General features: G+C 69.9%; 13 protein-coding genes and 1 tRNA gene. 8 read left to right on the forward strand and 6 right to left on the reverse strand.

The window, feature by feature from the left end; genetic code table 11:
- Nucleotides 1-2: 2 nt before the first annotated feature.
- Complete coding sequence (locus ACWD3E_RS26890; protein WP_451390128.1) at nt 3-1,079, reverse strand: ABC transporter permease; 1,077 nt, start codon at nt 1,077-1,079, stop codon at nt 3-5.
- Nucleotides 1,079-2,098, reverse strand: a complete 1,020-nt coding sequence (locus ACWD3E_RS26895; RefSeq protein ID WP_451390129.1) for a sugar ABC transporter substrate-binding protein — start codon at nt 2,096-2,098, stop codon at nt 1,079-1,081. Before ACWD3E_RS26895 ends, ACWD3E_RS26890 begins: the two co-directional genes overlap by 1 nt.
- Nucleotides 2,099-2,411: 313 nt before the next feature.
- Between ACWD3E_RS26895 and ACWD3E_RS26900 the strand changes: the two genes are divergently transcribed.
- The 4 genes from ACWD3E_RS26900 to ACWD3E_RS26915 all read left to right on the forward strand — a co-directional run bounded on the left by ACWD3E_RS26900 (nt 2,412) and on the right by ACWD3E_RS26915 (nt 7,123).
- Nucleotides 2,412-3,752, forward strand: a complete 1,341-nt coding sequence (locus tag ACWD3E_RS26900; protein WP_451390130.1) for an ABC transporter substrate-binding protein — start codon at nt 2,412-2,414, stop codon at nt 3,750-3,752.
- 8 nt (nt 3,753-3,760) lie between these two features.
- Nucleotides 3,761-4,678, forward strand: coding sequence for a carbohydrate ABC transporter permease (locus ACWD3E_RS26905; protein ID WP_451390131.1), 918 nt, complete (start codon nt 3,761-3,763; stop codon nt 4,676-4,678).
- Nucleotides 4,675-5,562, forward strand: a complete 888-nt coding sequence (locus tag ACWD3E_RS26910; RefSeq protein WP_451390132.1) for a carbohydrate ABC transporter permease — start codon at nt 4,675-4,677, stop codon at nt 5,560-5,562. Before ACWD3E_RS26905 ends, ACWD3E_RS26910 begins: the two co-directional genes overlap by 4 nt.
- A gap of 160 nt (nt 5,563-5,722) precedes the next feature.
- Complete coding sequence (locus ACWD3E_RS26915; protein WP_451390133.1) at nt 5,723-7,123, forward strand: amino acid permease; 1,401 nt, start codon at nt 5,723-5,725, stop codon at nt 7,121-7,123.
- A 244-nt stretch (nt 7,124-7,367) separates the two neighbouring features.
- Here the strand turns inward: ACWD3E_RS26915 and ACWD3E_RS26920 are convergent, their stop codons facing one another.
- Nucleotides 7,368-8,684, reverse strand: coding sequence for a M20 metallopeptidase family protein (locus tag ACWD3E_RS26920; RefSeq protein ID WP_451390134.1), 1,317 nt, complete (start codon nt 8,682-8,684; stop codon nt 7,368-7,370).
- Nucleotides 8,685-9,189: 505 nt separating this feature from the next.
- Between ACWD3E_RS26920 and ACWD3E_RS26925 the strand changes: the two genes are divergently transcribed.
- Nucleotides 9,190-10,524: a PP2C family protein-serine/threonine phosphatase gene (locus tag ACWD3E_RS26925; RefSeq protein ID WP_451390135.1), complete on the forward strand. Its 1,335-nt coding sequence runs from the start codon at nt 9,190-9,192 to the stop codon at nt 10,522-10,524.
- 84 nt (nt 10,525-10,608) lie between these two features.
- Complete coding sequence (locus ACWD3E_RS26930; protein ID WP_451390136.1) at nt 10,609-11,673, forward strand: MASE1 domain-containing protein; 1,065 nt, start codon at nt 10,609-10,611, stop codon at nt 11,671-11,673.
- Nucleotides 11,674-11,843: 170 nt separating this feature from the next.
- Here the strand turns inward: ACWD3E_RS26930 and ACWD3E_RS26935 are convergent.
- Nucleotides 11,844-11,917, reverse strand: a tRNA-Pro gene (locus ACWD3E_RS26935).
- 106 nt (nt 11,918-12,023) lie between these two features.
- Between ACWD3E_RS26935 and ACWD3E_RS26940 the strand changes: the two genes are divergently transcribed.
- A complete protein-coding gene (locus tag ACWD3E_RS26940; protein WP_451390137.1) occupies nt 12,024-12,533 on the forward strand; it encodes a DUF309 domain-containing protein in 510 nt (169 codons plus the stop codon).
- A 9-nt stretch (nt 12,534-12,542) separates the two neighbouring features.
- Here the strand turns inward: ACWD3E_RS26940 and ACWD3E_RS26945 are convergent, their stop codons facing one another.
- Nucleotides 12,543-12,797 carry a hypothetical protein gene (locus ACWD3E_RS26945; RefSeq protein WP_451390138.1) on the reverse strand — a complete coding sequence of 85 codons (255 nt, stop codon included), beginning with the start codon at nt 12,795-12,797 and terminating at the stop codon, nt 12,543-12,545.
- Between the two features lie 63 nt (nt 12,798-12,860).
- Between ACWD3E_RS26945 and cobF the strand changes: the two genes are divergently transcribed.
- Nucleotides 12,861-13,634, forward strand: coding sequence for a precorrin-6A synthase (deacetylating) (gene cobF, locus ACWD3E_RS26950; protein ID WP_451390139.1), 774 nt, complete (start codon nt 12,861-12,863; stop codon nt 13,632-13,634).
- A 41-nt stretch (nt 13,635-13,675) separates the two neighbouring features.
- Here cobF and ACWD3E_RS26955 read toward each other — a convergent pair.
- The coding region (locus ACWD3E_RS26955) for a precorrin-6A/cobalt-precorrin-6A reductase (protein WP_451390140.1) at nt 13,676-14,152 on the reverse strand (477 nt) is incomplete at its 5' end.

Consider the following 14,152-nt stretch of genomic DNA (forward strand, 5'->3'; position numbering starts at 1 on the left):
GGTCACCTCCGGGTCGCCGTGCGCTGGACCCACAGATTGATCAGGACGGCGCCGAGCAGCATCACGCCGAGGAAGGCCTTGAACCAGTCGGGGTTCCAGCCGGCGTACACGATGCCCTGGTTGACCATGCCGAACATGAACGCGCCGAAGACGGGGCCGATCGCGGAGCCGTAGCCGCCGGTGAGCAGACAGCCGCCGATGACGGCGGCGGCGATGTAGATCAGCTCCTGGCCGACGCCCTCACCGGACTGCACGGTGTTGAAGGAGAACAGGTTGTGCATGCCGACGAACCAGGCGCCGAAGCCGACCAGCATGAACAGCGTGATCTTGGTGAAGGTCACGGGGACACCGACGGCGCGGGCGCTCTCCTTGTTGCCGCCGACGGCGAAGACCCAGTTGCCGTACTTGGTGCGCAGCAGCACCCAGGTGGCGAGGGCCGCGAAGACCAGCCACCAGACCACGGTGCTCTTCACCTGGACGCCCCCGACATCGAAGGACGAGGCGAAGACCTTCTTGGCCTGGCCGAAGCCGTCCATGTCGCTGATGTCGTCGGTGGCGACGTTGCCGGTGACCAGTTTGGTCACGGCCAGGTTGGCGCCCTGCAGGATCAGGAAGGTGCCGAGGGTGACCAGGAAGCTGGGCAGCCCGGTCTTCACCACCATCCAGCCGTTGAAGGCGCCGATGGCAAGGGAGACGAGCAGCGCGACGATCACGCCGGTCCACACGTTCACCGTGAGCTGGTAGCTGAGCATGCTCGCGGTGAGCGCGGAGCTGATGACGGCGACGCCGGAGGACAGGTCGAACTCGCCGCCGATCATCAGCAGGGCCACCGGGAGGGCCATGATGCCGATGGTCGAGGACTGGTAGAGGACCGTCGCCATCGAGCTGCCCTGGCGGACGGAGGGCGCGGCGATCAGGAAGAAGATCAGTACGGCGACGGCGCCGAGGAAGACGCCCACCTCGGGCCGGGCCAGCAGCCGGAGCAGCAGCGGGCGCCGGGCGGTGCGGCCGTCTCTCTCCTCGGGGCCGGACGCCGGCGGTGTACCCACCGCCGGCCCGGCGTGCTGGGCCATGCTCATCACCGGGTGCCCTTCGCGGCGAACTGGGCGACCTTGCCGACGTTGGACTTGTCGACGAAGGCCGGGCCGGTGAGCACCGGCTGGACGCCGCCGCCGCTGTAGTTGCCGTTGTTCTTGTAGAGCCACAGGGAGTCGACCGCCAGGTAGCCCTGCAGGTAGGGCTGCTGGTCGACGGCGAACTCGATGGAGCCGTTCCGTACGGCCTTCACCAGTTCCTTGTTGAGGTCGAAGGTGGCCACCTTGGCCTTGCTGCCCGCGTCGCCCAGCGACTGCACCGCGGTCAGCGCGAACGGGGCGCCGAGGGTGACGACAGTGTCGATGGAGCTGTCCTGCTTCAGCTTCGCGGTGATCGTCGACTTCACGGACGGCATGTCGGTGCCGTTCACGTACAGGGTCTCAGTCGTGCCCTTGAACGTCTTCTTCACGCCGTCGCAGCGCTGGGTGAGGCCCACGTTGCCCTGTTCGTGGATCACACAGACGATCTTCTTGGCTCCGGTGGTGTTCAGCTTGTCACCGAACGCCTCACCGGCCACGCTCTCGTCCTGCCCGAAGAACTCCAGCAGCCCCAGCTTCTTCCAGTCGCTCAGTCCCGAGTTCAGGCCGACCACCGGTATGCCCGCCTGCTGCGCCTTGCCGAGCACGCTCTTCATCGCGTCGGGCTTGGCGAGGGTGACCGCGATGCCGTCCACCTTCTGGTCGACTGCGTTCTGCACCAGGTTGGCCTGGTTTCCGGCGTTCGGGTCGGAGGAGTAGACGAGCTTGACGTTGTCCTTGGCCGCCGCGGCCTGAGCACCCTTGCGGACGGTGTCCCAGAAGGTGTCGCCGGGCGGCGCGTGGGTGACGAGCGCGACCGTCATCCGGGGGGTGTTGGCCTTGCCCGCGGAGGCGTTCGCCGCTCCCTCCTCGGCCTTCTTGCCGCCGGAGCTGCTGGAGCAGCCGGCGAGGGTGAGGGCCGCCGCAGCGGCCACGGCCAGGACGGGGGCCAGTCTGCGGGAGCGGAAGCGGGAAGGGCGGTCCATCATTCCTGCACCTCACTGTGGGACGGGGCGGAGCGGGACGCTGTTGCGTTGGCACGGGATCCAAGTCCCTGCCAGGCCTGCTGTCAATACTTTGTCAAGACATCATTTCAGTAACAGGTCTGAATGTAAGTACAAATCAGGCACGGGGCCGTTGATCCCCGTCTACCTTCCCTTTTCCCGGCGCGCTCATGACCTCCACCCTGGACCGCACTTACCTATTGACGCGTGAGCGGAAGTGGGGCTGTGATTACGCCCGTGATGTTTGGGCAAGTTGGATTCTGATCGGTTTCGAAAACTTTTCGTTGGAGTCGCCATGCGCCTGTCCCCTTCTTCTGGTTCTTCTGGTTCTTCTGGTTCTTCTGGTTCTTCCGTCCCTGGTCCCAGCCGCCGCTCGCTGCTGCGCGGAGCCGGTGGCGCCGCGCTCGCCGGCGCCGGCATACCCCTGTTGTCCGCCTGCGGCGGCAGCGGTTCCTCCGCCGACCCGAAGACCGTCACGCTCGGCTCCAACGCATCGGACGCGGTGCCGAAGCAGGCCTTCGCGAGCGTCTACGCGGCCTTCAAGCAGCAGTCCGGCATATCCGTGCACGTGAACACGAAGGACCACAACACCTTCCAGGAGCAGATCAACTCCTACCTCCAGGGCACCCCGGACGACGTGTTCAACTGGTTCGCCGGCTACCGCATGCAGTTCTTCGCGGCGAAGAAACTGGCCACGCCGATCGACGACGTGTGGCAGAAGATCGGTGCCAACTTCCCCGAGGCGATGAAGAAACTCAGCAAGGGCGAGGACGGCAAGTACTACTTCGTGCCGATGACCACCTACCCCTGGGCGATCTTCTACCGCCGAAGCGTCTTCCAGCAGCACGGCTACCAGGTCCCCACCACCTGGGACCAGTTCACCGCCCTGTGCAAGCAGATGAAGAAGGACGGCCTGGTCCCGCTCGCCTTCGGCGACAAGGACGCCTGGCCCGCGATGGGCACCTTCGACCAGATCAACTTCCGCCTCAACGGCTACGACTTCCACGTGCAGCTGATGGCGGGCAAGGCGTCGTGGACGGACGCCAAGGTGAAGGCCGTCTTCGACCACTGGTCCGAGATCCTGCCCTACCACCAGGACGGCGCCATGGGCCGCACCTGGCAGGACGCCGCCCAGACGCTGGTGTCGAAGAAGGCCGGCATGTATCTGCTGGGCAGCTTCGTCGCCCAGCAGTTCACGAACAAGGCCGACCTGGACGATCTCGACTTCTTCGCCTTCCCCGAGCTCGACCCGGCGTACGGGCAGGACACGGTGGAGGCGCCGACCGACGGCTTCATGGTCAGCAAGGCCCCGAAGAACCACGCGGGCGTCCTGAAGCTGCTGGAGTACCTGGGCTCCCCGCAGGCCGAACAGCTCTACCTGAAGACCGACTCCAGCGTGGTGGCCGCCTCCGACAAGGCCGACACCTCCGCGTACTCGGCGCTGCAGAAGAAGGCGTTCACGATGATCGGCGAGGCCAAGAGCCTCACCCAGTTCATGGACCGCGACAGCCGCCCGGACTTCACCTCCACGGTGATGCAGCCGGCCCTCCAGAAGTTCATCCAGAACCCGAAGGGCGTGGACGGCCTGCTGTCGTCGATCGAGCGCCAAAAGAAGACGATCTTCGCGTCCTCATGAGCGGCGCCATGACCAACGACAAGTCGGCGCAGAGCCGTCGGCGCCTGCTGACCCGCCGCGACCGCGTCACGCTCGCCCTGATGGCGGGCGTGCCGACGGTCCTGCACGTGGCCCTCGTCTGGGTGACCGCCCTGGCCTCGATCCTGCTCGCCTTCACCACCTGGGACGGAATCGGCTTCGACTCGATCAAGTGGGTGGGCCTGGACAACTTCCGTCAACTCTTCGACGACAACCCGCAGTTCTGGCCCGCCGTCCAGCACAACATCATCTGGTTCGTCGTCCTCATCCTCGTCCCGACCCCGTTCGGCCTGTTCCTGGCCGTCCAGCTGGACAAGCGGATCCGGTTCAGCCGGGTCTACCAGACGGCGTTCTTCCTGCCGGTCGTCATCTCGATGGCGTGCATCGGTTTCGTCTGGCAGCTCGTCTACAACCCGGACACGGGCCTGATCAACAGCATCCTCGACGCCAACAGACCCGGCCACTACATCGACTGGATCGGCGACCCGCACCTCAACCTGTGGGCCGTCCTGATCGCCGCTTCCTGGCGGCACACCGGCTACATGATGATCCTCTACCTGGCCGGCCTCAAGAGCGTCGACCCGTCCCTGAGGGAGGCGTCCGCCCTGGACGGCGCGAACGAGTGGCAGACGTTCAAGAACGTCATCTTCCCCACCCTGCGCCCGACCAACACGGTCGTCCTCGTCGTCACCATCATCGAGGCCCTGCGCGCCTTCGACCTGGTCTTCGTCTTCAACAAGGGCGCCCAGGGCACCGAGTTGCTGTCGATCCTGGTGACCAACAACATCATCGGCGAGTCCAGCCGCATCGGTTACGGCTCCGCCATCGCCGTCGTCCTGCTGGTGATCTCCCTCGCGGTGATCATCCCGTACCTGGTGGCCACCTTCCGGAAGGAGCGGCGCGCATGAGCGGCACCGCTGTCCCGCTGAAGCGGAGCACCCCGGTCCGCCCCGCCCGGATCGTGCTGCACGTCTTCCTCACCGGCACGGCCCTGGCCTGGCTGGCCCCGCTGCTGTGGGCGGTCTACTCGGCGCTGCGGCCGTACGGCGAGACCAGCACCAAGGGGTACGTCTCCTGGCCGGACAAGCTGAGCCTGGAGAACTTCAGGAACGCGTACACGCAGTCGGACATGACGCACTACTTCGGCAACACTCTGCTGATCGCGGTGCCGGCCGTGCTGCTGACGCTGTTCCTGTCGTCGATGGTCGCCTTCTACGTCAGCCGCTTCGACTTCCGCCTCAACCTCGCGCTGCTGCTGGTCTTCACGGCCGGCAACCTGCTGCCGCAGCAGGTGATCATCACCCCGCTGTACCGGATGTACCTGCTGACGGACCTGCCGGGCATCACGGCGAGCGGCAAGCTGTACGACTCCGCGCTCGGCCTGGTCCTGATCCATGTGGCGTTCCAGTCCGGCTTCTGCGCGTTCGTGCTGAGCAACTACATGCGCTCGCTGCCGCACGAACTGACGGAGGCCGCGCTGGTCGACGGCGCCTCGGTGTGGCGGCTGTACTGGCAGATCACGCTGCCGCTGTGCAAGCCGGCGATGGCGGCCCTGGCCACGCTCTTGTCCATCTGGATCTACAACGACTTCTTCTGGGCCCTGGTGCTCATCTCCACCGGCGAGAACATGCCGATCACCTCGGCCCTGAACAACCTCTCCGGCCAGTACTTCACCGATCCCAACCTGGTCGCGGCGGGCTCCCTGCTGACCGCGATCCCGACCCTGATCGTGTACTTCGTCCTCCAGCGCCAGTTCGTCAGCGGCCTGACGCTGGGCTCCAACAAGGGCTGAACATATCTCTGCGCAAAGCCCGTGAAAGCGCATGTTTTGCATGATCGGGCGGCCCTGACGGGACAAGAAACGGCGATTTGTCCGGAGCCTGGAGCATCCCCGACCATGGCCCGGTCCCGGCGATCCCGGGAACGTTCGTTCGATGAGAGGCGCACCACCCATGCACGTCACCGGAACCGCCGCGCAGACGGCTCCGGCCCCGTCGGAGACCCCCGTGGTTTCCGCCGGGGACCCCCACGGCGACAGCGACAAGCACGCCCGCCGCTTCGGACTGCCCGTCGCCACCGCCCTGGTCATGGGCAACATCATCGGCGGCGGCATCTTCCTGCTCCCGGCCTCCGTGGCCCCCTACGGCACGGTCAGCCTGCTCGCCTTCGGTGTCCTGACCGTCGGCGCCATCGCCCTGGCCCTGGTGTTCGGCCGGCTCGCCGAACGCGACCCGCGCACGGGCGGACCGTACGTCTATGCCCGCGAGGCCTTCGGCGACTTCGCCGGCTTCCTCGCCGCCTGGGCCTACTGGATCACCACCTGGGTGTCGAACGCCGCGATCGCCGTCGCCGGCGTCGGCTACCTCGACGTACTGATCCCGGTGAACGGCCACCGCTGGAGCGCGTGCCTGGCCGCGCTGGCACTGCAGTGGCTGCCGGCGCTCGCCAACTTCGCGGGCACCCGTTACGTGGGCGCCGTCCAACTCGTCTCCACCGTGCTGAAGTTCGCGCCACTGCTGCTGGTCGCGGTCGGCGGGCTGTTCTTCTTCGACCCGGACAAGCTCGGCCCGTTCCACGCGGGCGGCGGCAGCACGGCCGGCGCGGTGTCCGCCTGCGCCGCGCTCCTGCTCTTCTCCTACCTCGGTGTGGAGTCGGCCGCGGTCAGCGCGGGCGAGGTCAAGAACGCCCGCCGCAACGTGGGCCGCGCCACCGTCATCGGCACCGCGGGCGCCGCGCTGGTCTACCTGCTGGGCACGCTGTCCGTCTTCGGCACGGTCGCGCACGACCGGCTCGTGAAGTCCACCGCACCGTTCTCGGACGCCGTGAACGCCATGTTCGGAGGCTCCTGGGGCGGCTGGGCCGTCGCGCTCGCCGCGCTCGTGTCGATCGCCGGCTGCCTCAACGGCTGGACCCTGCTGAGCGCCCAGACGCCGTACGCCGCCGCGCAGGACGGGCTGTTCCCCGCAGCCTTCACGCGCCGCCGGCGCGGCGTTCCGACGGTCGGGGTCGGCGTCACGGTCGTCCTCTCCTCGCTGCTCACCGTCTACAACTACATGGCGGGCTCGGCGAAGGTCTTCGAGGTCCTGGTCCTCGTCACCACCTTCACCGCGACCGTGCCCTACCTGCTGGCCACCGCCGCGCAGGTCTTCCACCTCGTCTCCGGCCGCCGACAGGCCGTCGACCGGGCACGCCTGGCACGGGACTCCGTGATCACCGCGGTGGCGGTCGCCTTCTCCATCTGGCTCATCGCGGGCTCCGGCTACGCGGCGGTGTACCAGGGCGTGCTGTTCCTGTTCGCCGGGATCGTCGTGTACGCCGTGATGGCGGGCCGGCGACGCCCGGAACCGGCGTGAAGTCGCCGTCGCTCCACCTCTCGGGGCCGGCCCGCTCATGGACGGTGATCGTGGCGACGGGCCGGCCGGCGCGGAGGGCGAGGCGGCAGTCGCCCGCCTCGATGGCCTCCGCCGTGCGTCACCGGCGCGGCGGGTAACCGCCACCGGTCCAGGCCCCGGCCCGCCGGCCGGCGGCTCGCCTCCAGCCACAGCGCCTCGACCTGCTCCGGTTCGCCGGAGCGGGCGACGCGTATGTCTGATCCCGTCACCGCGCGGGCTCCGGTCCGCCGTCCGCTCCGGCACCCGCTCCAGGGCCCGCGAGGAAGGCCAGGGCCACGGCCGCCTCGCAGGCGATGCCCGAGGCGATCACGTCCTCGTCGATGTCCATGCGGGGCGAGTGCAGCGACGGCGCCTCAGGCGGGGCCAGGCCCGCAGGACACGCGCCGAGGAAGGCCAGGGCGCCGGGCACGGCCCGCAGTACGTAGCTGAAGTCCTCCGCCGTCATCTGGGTGGCCGTCAGCATGTCCACCGCCTCGGTGCCGAGCACTTCCGTGGCCGTACGCAGGACGAAGTCGGTGAAACCCGGGTCGTTGACGGTGACCGGGTAACCGGCTTCGACGGTGGCCTCAGCCGTCGCTCCGTGGGCGGCTGCCACCCCCTGGGCGACTCTGGCGATCGCCTCGTGCAGCCGCTGCCGCGTCGCCTCGGACACGGTGCGCAGGGTGCCGCCCAGTTCCGCGGTGTCCGGGATGACGCCCGTGGCGGCGCTGCCCGCGCTCAGGCGGGTCACGCTGAGGACGGCCATGTCGTCGGCGGACAGGCCGCGGGTGACCATCGTCTGGAGGGCCAGCACGATCTCGCAGGCCACCGGCACCGGGTCACAGGCGGTGTGCGGCGCCGAGGCGTGGCCGCCGCGCCCGCGGACGACGACCCGGAACCGGTCGGAGGCCGCCAGCTGCGGGCCTGGGCGCAGCCGCAGCGCGCCGGCGGGCAGGTTCGGGTGCACGTGAAGGGCGAAGGCGGCGTCGACTCTGCGTCCGGATGCCTCCAGAACCCCCTCCTCGATCATGTGGCGGGCTCCGTGGTAGCCCTCCTCGCCGGGCTGGAACATGAACACGACGCTGCCCGGCAGGTCCGCCCGCCGGGCGGCGAGCAGCCGTGCGGCGCCCACCAGCGTCGCCGTGTGGGCGTCGTGCCCGCAGGCATGCATCAGCCCGGAGGTCCGCGAGGCGAACGACAGTCCGGTCTCCTCGGTGACCGGCAGCGCGTCCATGTCGGCGCGCAGCAGGATCGTCGGCCCGTCGGCCGGCCCGGTGAGGGTCGCGGTGACGGAGGACAGGGCGCGGCCGGTGCGGAGCTCCAGCCCCAGGCCGTCGAGCGCGTCGAGCAGCAGGCGCTGCGTGCCGGGCAGGTCGAGGCCCAGCTCCGGGCTGCTGTGCAGGGCGCGGCGCAGGACGACCGCTTCGGGGGCCAGCCGGCGGGCCTCGTCGAGGACAGAGCCAAGGAGCGATTCAGGGAGGGCGCCGGGCCGAGAGGCGGGGAGAGGCGGGGCAGTGGGCGAGACCCGAGGCGAAGGTGTCATGCAACCGTTCTCCTTCCCAGGCCGGTAGAGACCACGGGACAGGGCTGGACAGCCCCCCGTCGGCCCCGGCGGGCCGGATTCGGACAGGCCGCCTACTGACAGGATGGCGGAATCCGGCCGCTGACCAGGGGCCGACGCGCTGACATGTTCGAACGAGGGCAGCCCGCAGGCCCGCTACCCCGTTGGCCCGTTGGCCCGTTGGCCCGTTGGCCCGTTGGCCCGTTGGCCCGTTGGCCCCAGTGAGGGTGCGGACCGGGCCGAGGAGACCGGCCGCTCCTGGCTGCCCCGGACGTGCTGCGCCGGGCGCACAGCCCGCGGCGCATGGGTGCCGGTGCCACAATCGATGACAACGCCGCAATGGCCGTCCGCCCTGATCGTGATCGGGGTCGTGGAAGGAGGCCGCGATGCACTGCTCGAGTCAGGGGCTGCACGGGCGGATCCGCTGTGACCGACGAGCACGCCCGACGATGACCGGGACCGGGCATCAGGCCACTGGGCGCCGGTGATGTCGGGACAGAGGCACGGGAGACAGCCGAGGCAGCCGCACCTCCCCGGCCTGCACCTGCGCCTGCGCTCCGAGCTGGGCCGGATCGACGAGCAGCTGCGCTCCCTGCTGTCCTCCATGGACCGGCTGCAGGGCCTGCTGGACGCGGTGGTGGCCATCAGCCGTGAGGTGGAACTGCCCGCGGTGCTGCACCGCATCGTGACCACCGCCATGAACCTGGTCGGCGCCCGCTACGGGGCACTGGGCGTACTCGACGACTCCGGGAAGCGCCTGGAGCAGTTCATCACGGCCGGTCTGTCCGAGCAGGAACGCATTGCTCTGGCCGAGACGGGCCTGCCTCGCGGCCTCGGTGTCCTCGGCCACCTGATCCACTACCCCGAACCCCTGCGGATCGACGACATCCCGGCCCATCCGTCCTCCACCGGGTTCCCGCCCGGCCATCCGCACCTGCACACCCTGCTCGGCGTCGCCATCAGCGTGCGCGGCGAGATCTACGGCGACCTGTACCTCTCCGAGCGGCAGGACGGAATGCCCTTCGACATGCACGACGAGAACGTCCTCGTCGCCCTGGCCAGCGCCGCCGGCATCGCGATCGAAAACGTCCGCCTGTTCGAACGGATTCGGCTCGGAGCCGAGCAGTTCCAGCGGCTGCTGCTGCCCACCCTGCCCGACCTGCGGCCCTTCACCGCCGCCGCCGTCTACCGGCCCGCCGCCGAGCCCAGTCAGCTCGGCGGGGACTGGTACGACGCCATCCTCCTGCCCGACCATGTGGTGGCGGTCGTGATCGGTGACGTGGTCGGCCACGATCTGCGGGCCGCGGCAGCCATGGCCTCCACCCGCAACATGCTGCGCGCTCTGCTGTTCGACCGGAGCAGTCCGCCCGGCGCGGTCCTCGCCCAGCTCGACCTGGCTCTGGAGGCCATCACGAACAATCCCGTCACGACCACCACCCTGGCCCGCATCGAACCGGAGGGATCAGGGTGGCAACTCTGCTGGAGCACCGCGGGCCACCTCCCGCCCCTGCTGCTCACCCGTGACCGCCGCGTGGCCTATCTGCTCGCCGAGCCCGGACTGCCGCTCGGCGTCGACACCGCACAGCCCCGCCCGGACCACTCCCGCTTCCTGCCCCCGGACGCCACCGTGGTCTTCTTCACCGACGGGCTGGTCGAGGATCCGGGCCTCTCCATCGACGAGAGTCTGAACGCACTCGCCGATCTCGCCGTGCAACACGCCGCCCTGCCTCTGCCCGAGTTCGTCCAGGCTCTGGCCGATCACCACCCCAGCGATGGTCACGACGACATGGCCATCCTCGCCGTGCGCACGCCGCCGGCCTGACCCCGGGTCGGCCACTCGTTGGAGGATCAGGCGGATCCAGCGGATGATGGGCCTATGGGTGATGCCGATTCCGGAGGTCGCCCGATGGCTGTCGCGCGGCATGTTCGACTCAGCCGCGGTGGTGTGGTGGCCGTTCTGGAGATCTGTACCCTTGCCGCGCTGTACTACGGCTCGGCCAGGGTAGGACTGCTCCAGCAGCTGGTGCGCGGCCAGGTCACCCCGCTGTGGCCGCCGAGCGGAATAGCGGTGGCGGGTCTGCTCCTGCGCGGCCCGAGGGTCTGGCCCGGGATCGCGCTCGGCGCCTTCCTGGTCAACATTTCGCTGGGGCCGTCGCTCCCGGCCGTACTCGCGATCACGGCGGGAAACACCCTGGCACCCCTCTGCTCCTACGCACTGCTGCGCCGCATGGGCTTCCGGAACGAACTGGACCGTCTGCGGGACGCGCTCGCCCTGATCCTTCTCGGTGCGTTCGCCGGGATGCTGATCAGCGCGACGACGGGCAGCGCGACCCTGCTCCTCGCCGGTGTCCTGGGCACCAGCGGCTTCTGGCAGACGTGGTCGGTCTGGTGGACCGGCGACGCGATGGGCGTTCTCGTGGTCACGCCGGTCCTGCTCGTCCTCAGCTCGGCTCGCCGGCCGAGGGACGCGCCGCCGCTGCGGTGGGTGGAGGGACTGCTGCTTCTGGCGGCCGTCGTCAGCGTCGGTGCCATCGAGACCAGTCGCACGCCGCTCCTGTTCCTCGGCTTCCCGCTGCTGATCTGGGCAGCCTTCCGCTTCCAGCTGGCCGGGGCCGCGCCCTGCGCACTGGCCGTGTCCACCTTCGCGATCATCGCCGCCGCGCGGAGAACAGGCCCCTTCTACGGTCATGACCTGTTCGTCAACATGATCACCCTCCAGGCGTACAACGCCTCCGCCTCGCTGACCGCGCTGCTGGTGGCGGCCATCATCAGTGAGCGGAACCAGACCCAGCGGGAGATCGCGCGAGCCTGCGGGCAGCTCGCCGGGATGGTGGCCAAGATCGCCACCGGGGACCAGCGCCCGAGGCTCCCCGACGCGGAGCCCGACGGGGAGGCCGACGAGGAGGCCGGGAAGGAAGAGCACGGCGGACCCGCAGACACGAAAAGAGACCCCTTGGCCCCCAGAGACTGACCGGCCACGAGGCCGTGCCGCACTCGCAGTCCACGACCTGACGAATGCCCCGACCTTCGACGACGCCTCACCGGCGTTCTTCCAGACCTCGACGGACACAAAATGATCAAGGGCCCTGTCTCACTGTTGTGAAACAGGGCCCTCACCTGCAACGACGGAGCGGACTCCAGTCGGGACGACAGGATTTGAACCTGCGACCCCTTGACCCCCAGTCAAGTGCGCTACCAAGCTGCGCCACGTCCCGATGCGCTGACTCGCGGTGACCCGCGTGATCGCGCGAACAGAACTTTACCCCACGTACGGGGCTGCGCCGAAGTGGGCCCCACGGGCGGCAGGGGACAATCGGTCGCATGGGAAACGCGGACGCCAGGGACCGGGACACGGACGGCCGGGCGCGCAGCGCACGGCCCCGGGACGGACTGGGCAGGCCCCTGCCGTACGGCGCGCAGGGGGTGCCCCGGCAGCCCGAGGGTGTCGTACGCACCCCGCGGGAGACGGTCGCCGAGGCGCAGGCGCTGCTGGACGCCGGGAAGCCGTTCCATGCGCATGAGGTGTTCGAGGACGCCTGGAAGTCGGGTCCCGAGGCGGAGCGCACGCTGTGGCGGGGGCTCGCCCAGCTGGCCGTGGGGCTCACGCACGCGGCCCGCGGCAACGTCACCGGCGGGGCCCGGCTGCTGCGGCGCGGCGCCGGTGCCGTCGAGGCGTGGGCGGCGGACAGCGGCGAGGGGCGGCCGTACGGGATGGATCTGGGCGGGATCGCCGGGTGGGCCCGGGAGCTGGCCGGGCGGGTGGAGCATGGGGCCGGGCCCGTCGACGCGGAGGCCGAGGCTCCCCCTCTGTTGTCCGACCGGACGGCGTAGGCCGCGGGCTCAGCTCTGGAGCGAGTTCGGGTCCGGGCTCAGCAGTGGCAGGTTCTTCCGGACGGCCCGGGCCCAGGAACCGTCCGCGACCATCGCCGCGAGCGCCGACTGGACCCGGCCCTTGCGCGTGCTGCCCCCGGGCAGGCCGATGCCGTAGCGCTCGTCGGACAGGGCGAGGCCCGCCAGCTTGAATTTTCCCTTGTACGGGGCCTGGGCCGCGTAGCCCGCGAGGATGGGGAGACGGTGTCCGGGCCGTCGGCGCATGGTGCAGCGGCTCGTCAGAGGGCGGGTGGCGGCGCTGTCAGTGGCATGCGGCAGACTCGGGGCGTGCGAAAGATTCATGTCATCGGTATCGGCGCGGGCGACCCCGACCAGCTGACCCTGCAGGCGGTCAAGGCGCTGCGGAGCACGGACGTGTTCTTCCTGCTCGACAAGGGCGAGGTGAAGAGCGACCTGACCCAGCTCCGCCGGGACATACTCGACGCACACCTGCCCGAGGGCTCGTACCGGGTGGTGGAGGCCCGTGACCCGGAGCGGGACCGCCGGGCGGGCGGTGCCGCGTACTCACCGGCCGTGGAGGACTGGCGCAGTGCCCGCGCCGGGATCTACGAGCGGCTGATCGCCGAGGAGTTGGGCGAGGACGGCACGGGCGCCTTTCTGGTGTGGGGGGACCCCTCGCTGTACGACAGCACGCTCGGGATCCTGGAGGAGGTGCTGGAGCACGGGGTGGTGGCGTTCGAGTACGACGTCGTGCCCGGCATCAGCAGCGTCTCGTCGCTGGTCGCCCGGCACCGCACGGGGCTGAACCGGGTGGCGCGGCCGGTGCAGATCACCACCGGGCGGCGGCTGGCCGAGGGCTTCCCGGACGGGGTGGACGACGTGGTGGTGATGCTGGACGCGCACCAGACCTTCCGGCAGTACGCCGACCAGGACATCGACATCTACTGGGGCGCCTACATAGGCACCCCGGACGAGATCCTCGTCTCCGGACCGATCGGGGAGGCGGGCCCGCGCATCGAGCGGGTGCGGGCCGAGGCGCGGGAGCGCAAGGGCTGGATCATGGACACGTATCTGCTGCGCAGGCACCCGGGCGAGCAGTAGCCCCTCCCGAGGACCGGCCCCCCGGCTCAGGGCCTCCGTGGTCAGGGGCCGCTGAAGCCCAGCCGGTCCAGTACCGCCGCCACGTCCGGTGCCGGTGCGATGCCGTCCGGCAGTGCGGGGCGTCGTACGACGACCACGGGCAGGGCGAGTTCGCGGGCGGCCGTCAGTTTCGCGGACGTCGCGTCGCCGCCGCTGTCCTTGGTCACCAGGACCTCGATGCGGTGGGCGCGCAGCAGTTCCGTCTCGTCGGCGACGGTGAACGGGCCGCGGGCCAGGACCACTTCGGTGTGCGGGGGCAGGGGCGGCTCGGGCGGGTCCACCGAGCGGACGACGAAGTGCAGGTCCGTCAGGTGGGCGAAGGACGCGAGGCCGAGGCGGCCGGTGGTGAGGAACACCCGGGCGCCCAGGCGGGGCAGCAGCGCTGCGGCGGCGTCCAGGGAGCCGGCCTCGTGCCAGCGGTCGCCGGGGCCCGGCTGCCAGCCGGGGCGGCGCAGGACGACCGCGGGGACTCCGGTGGC

Source organism: Streptomyces sp. NPDC002676, assembly GCF_053592455.1.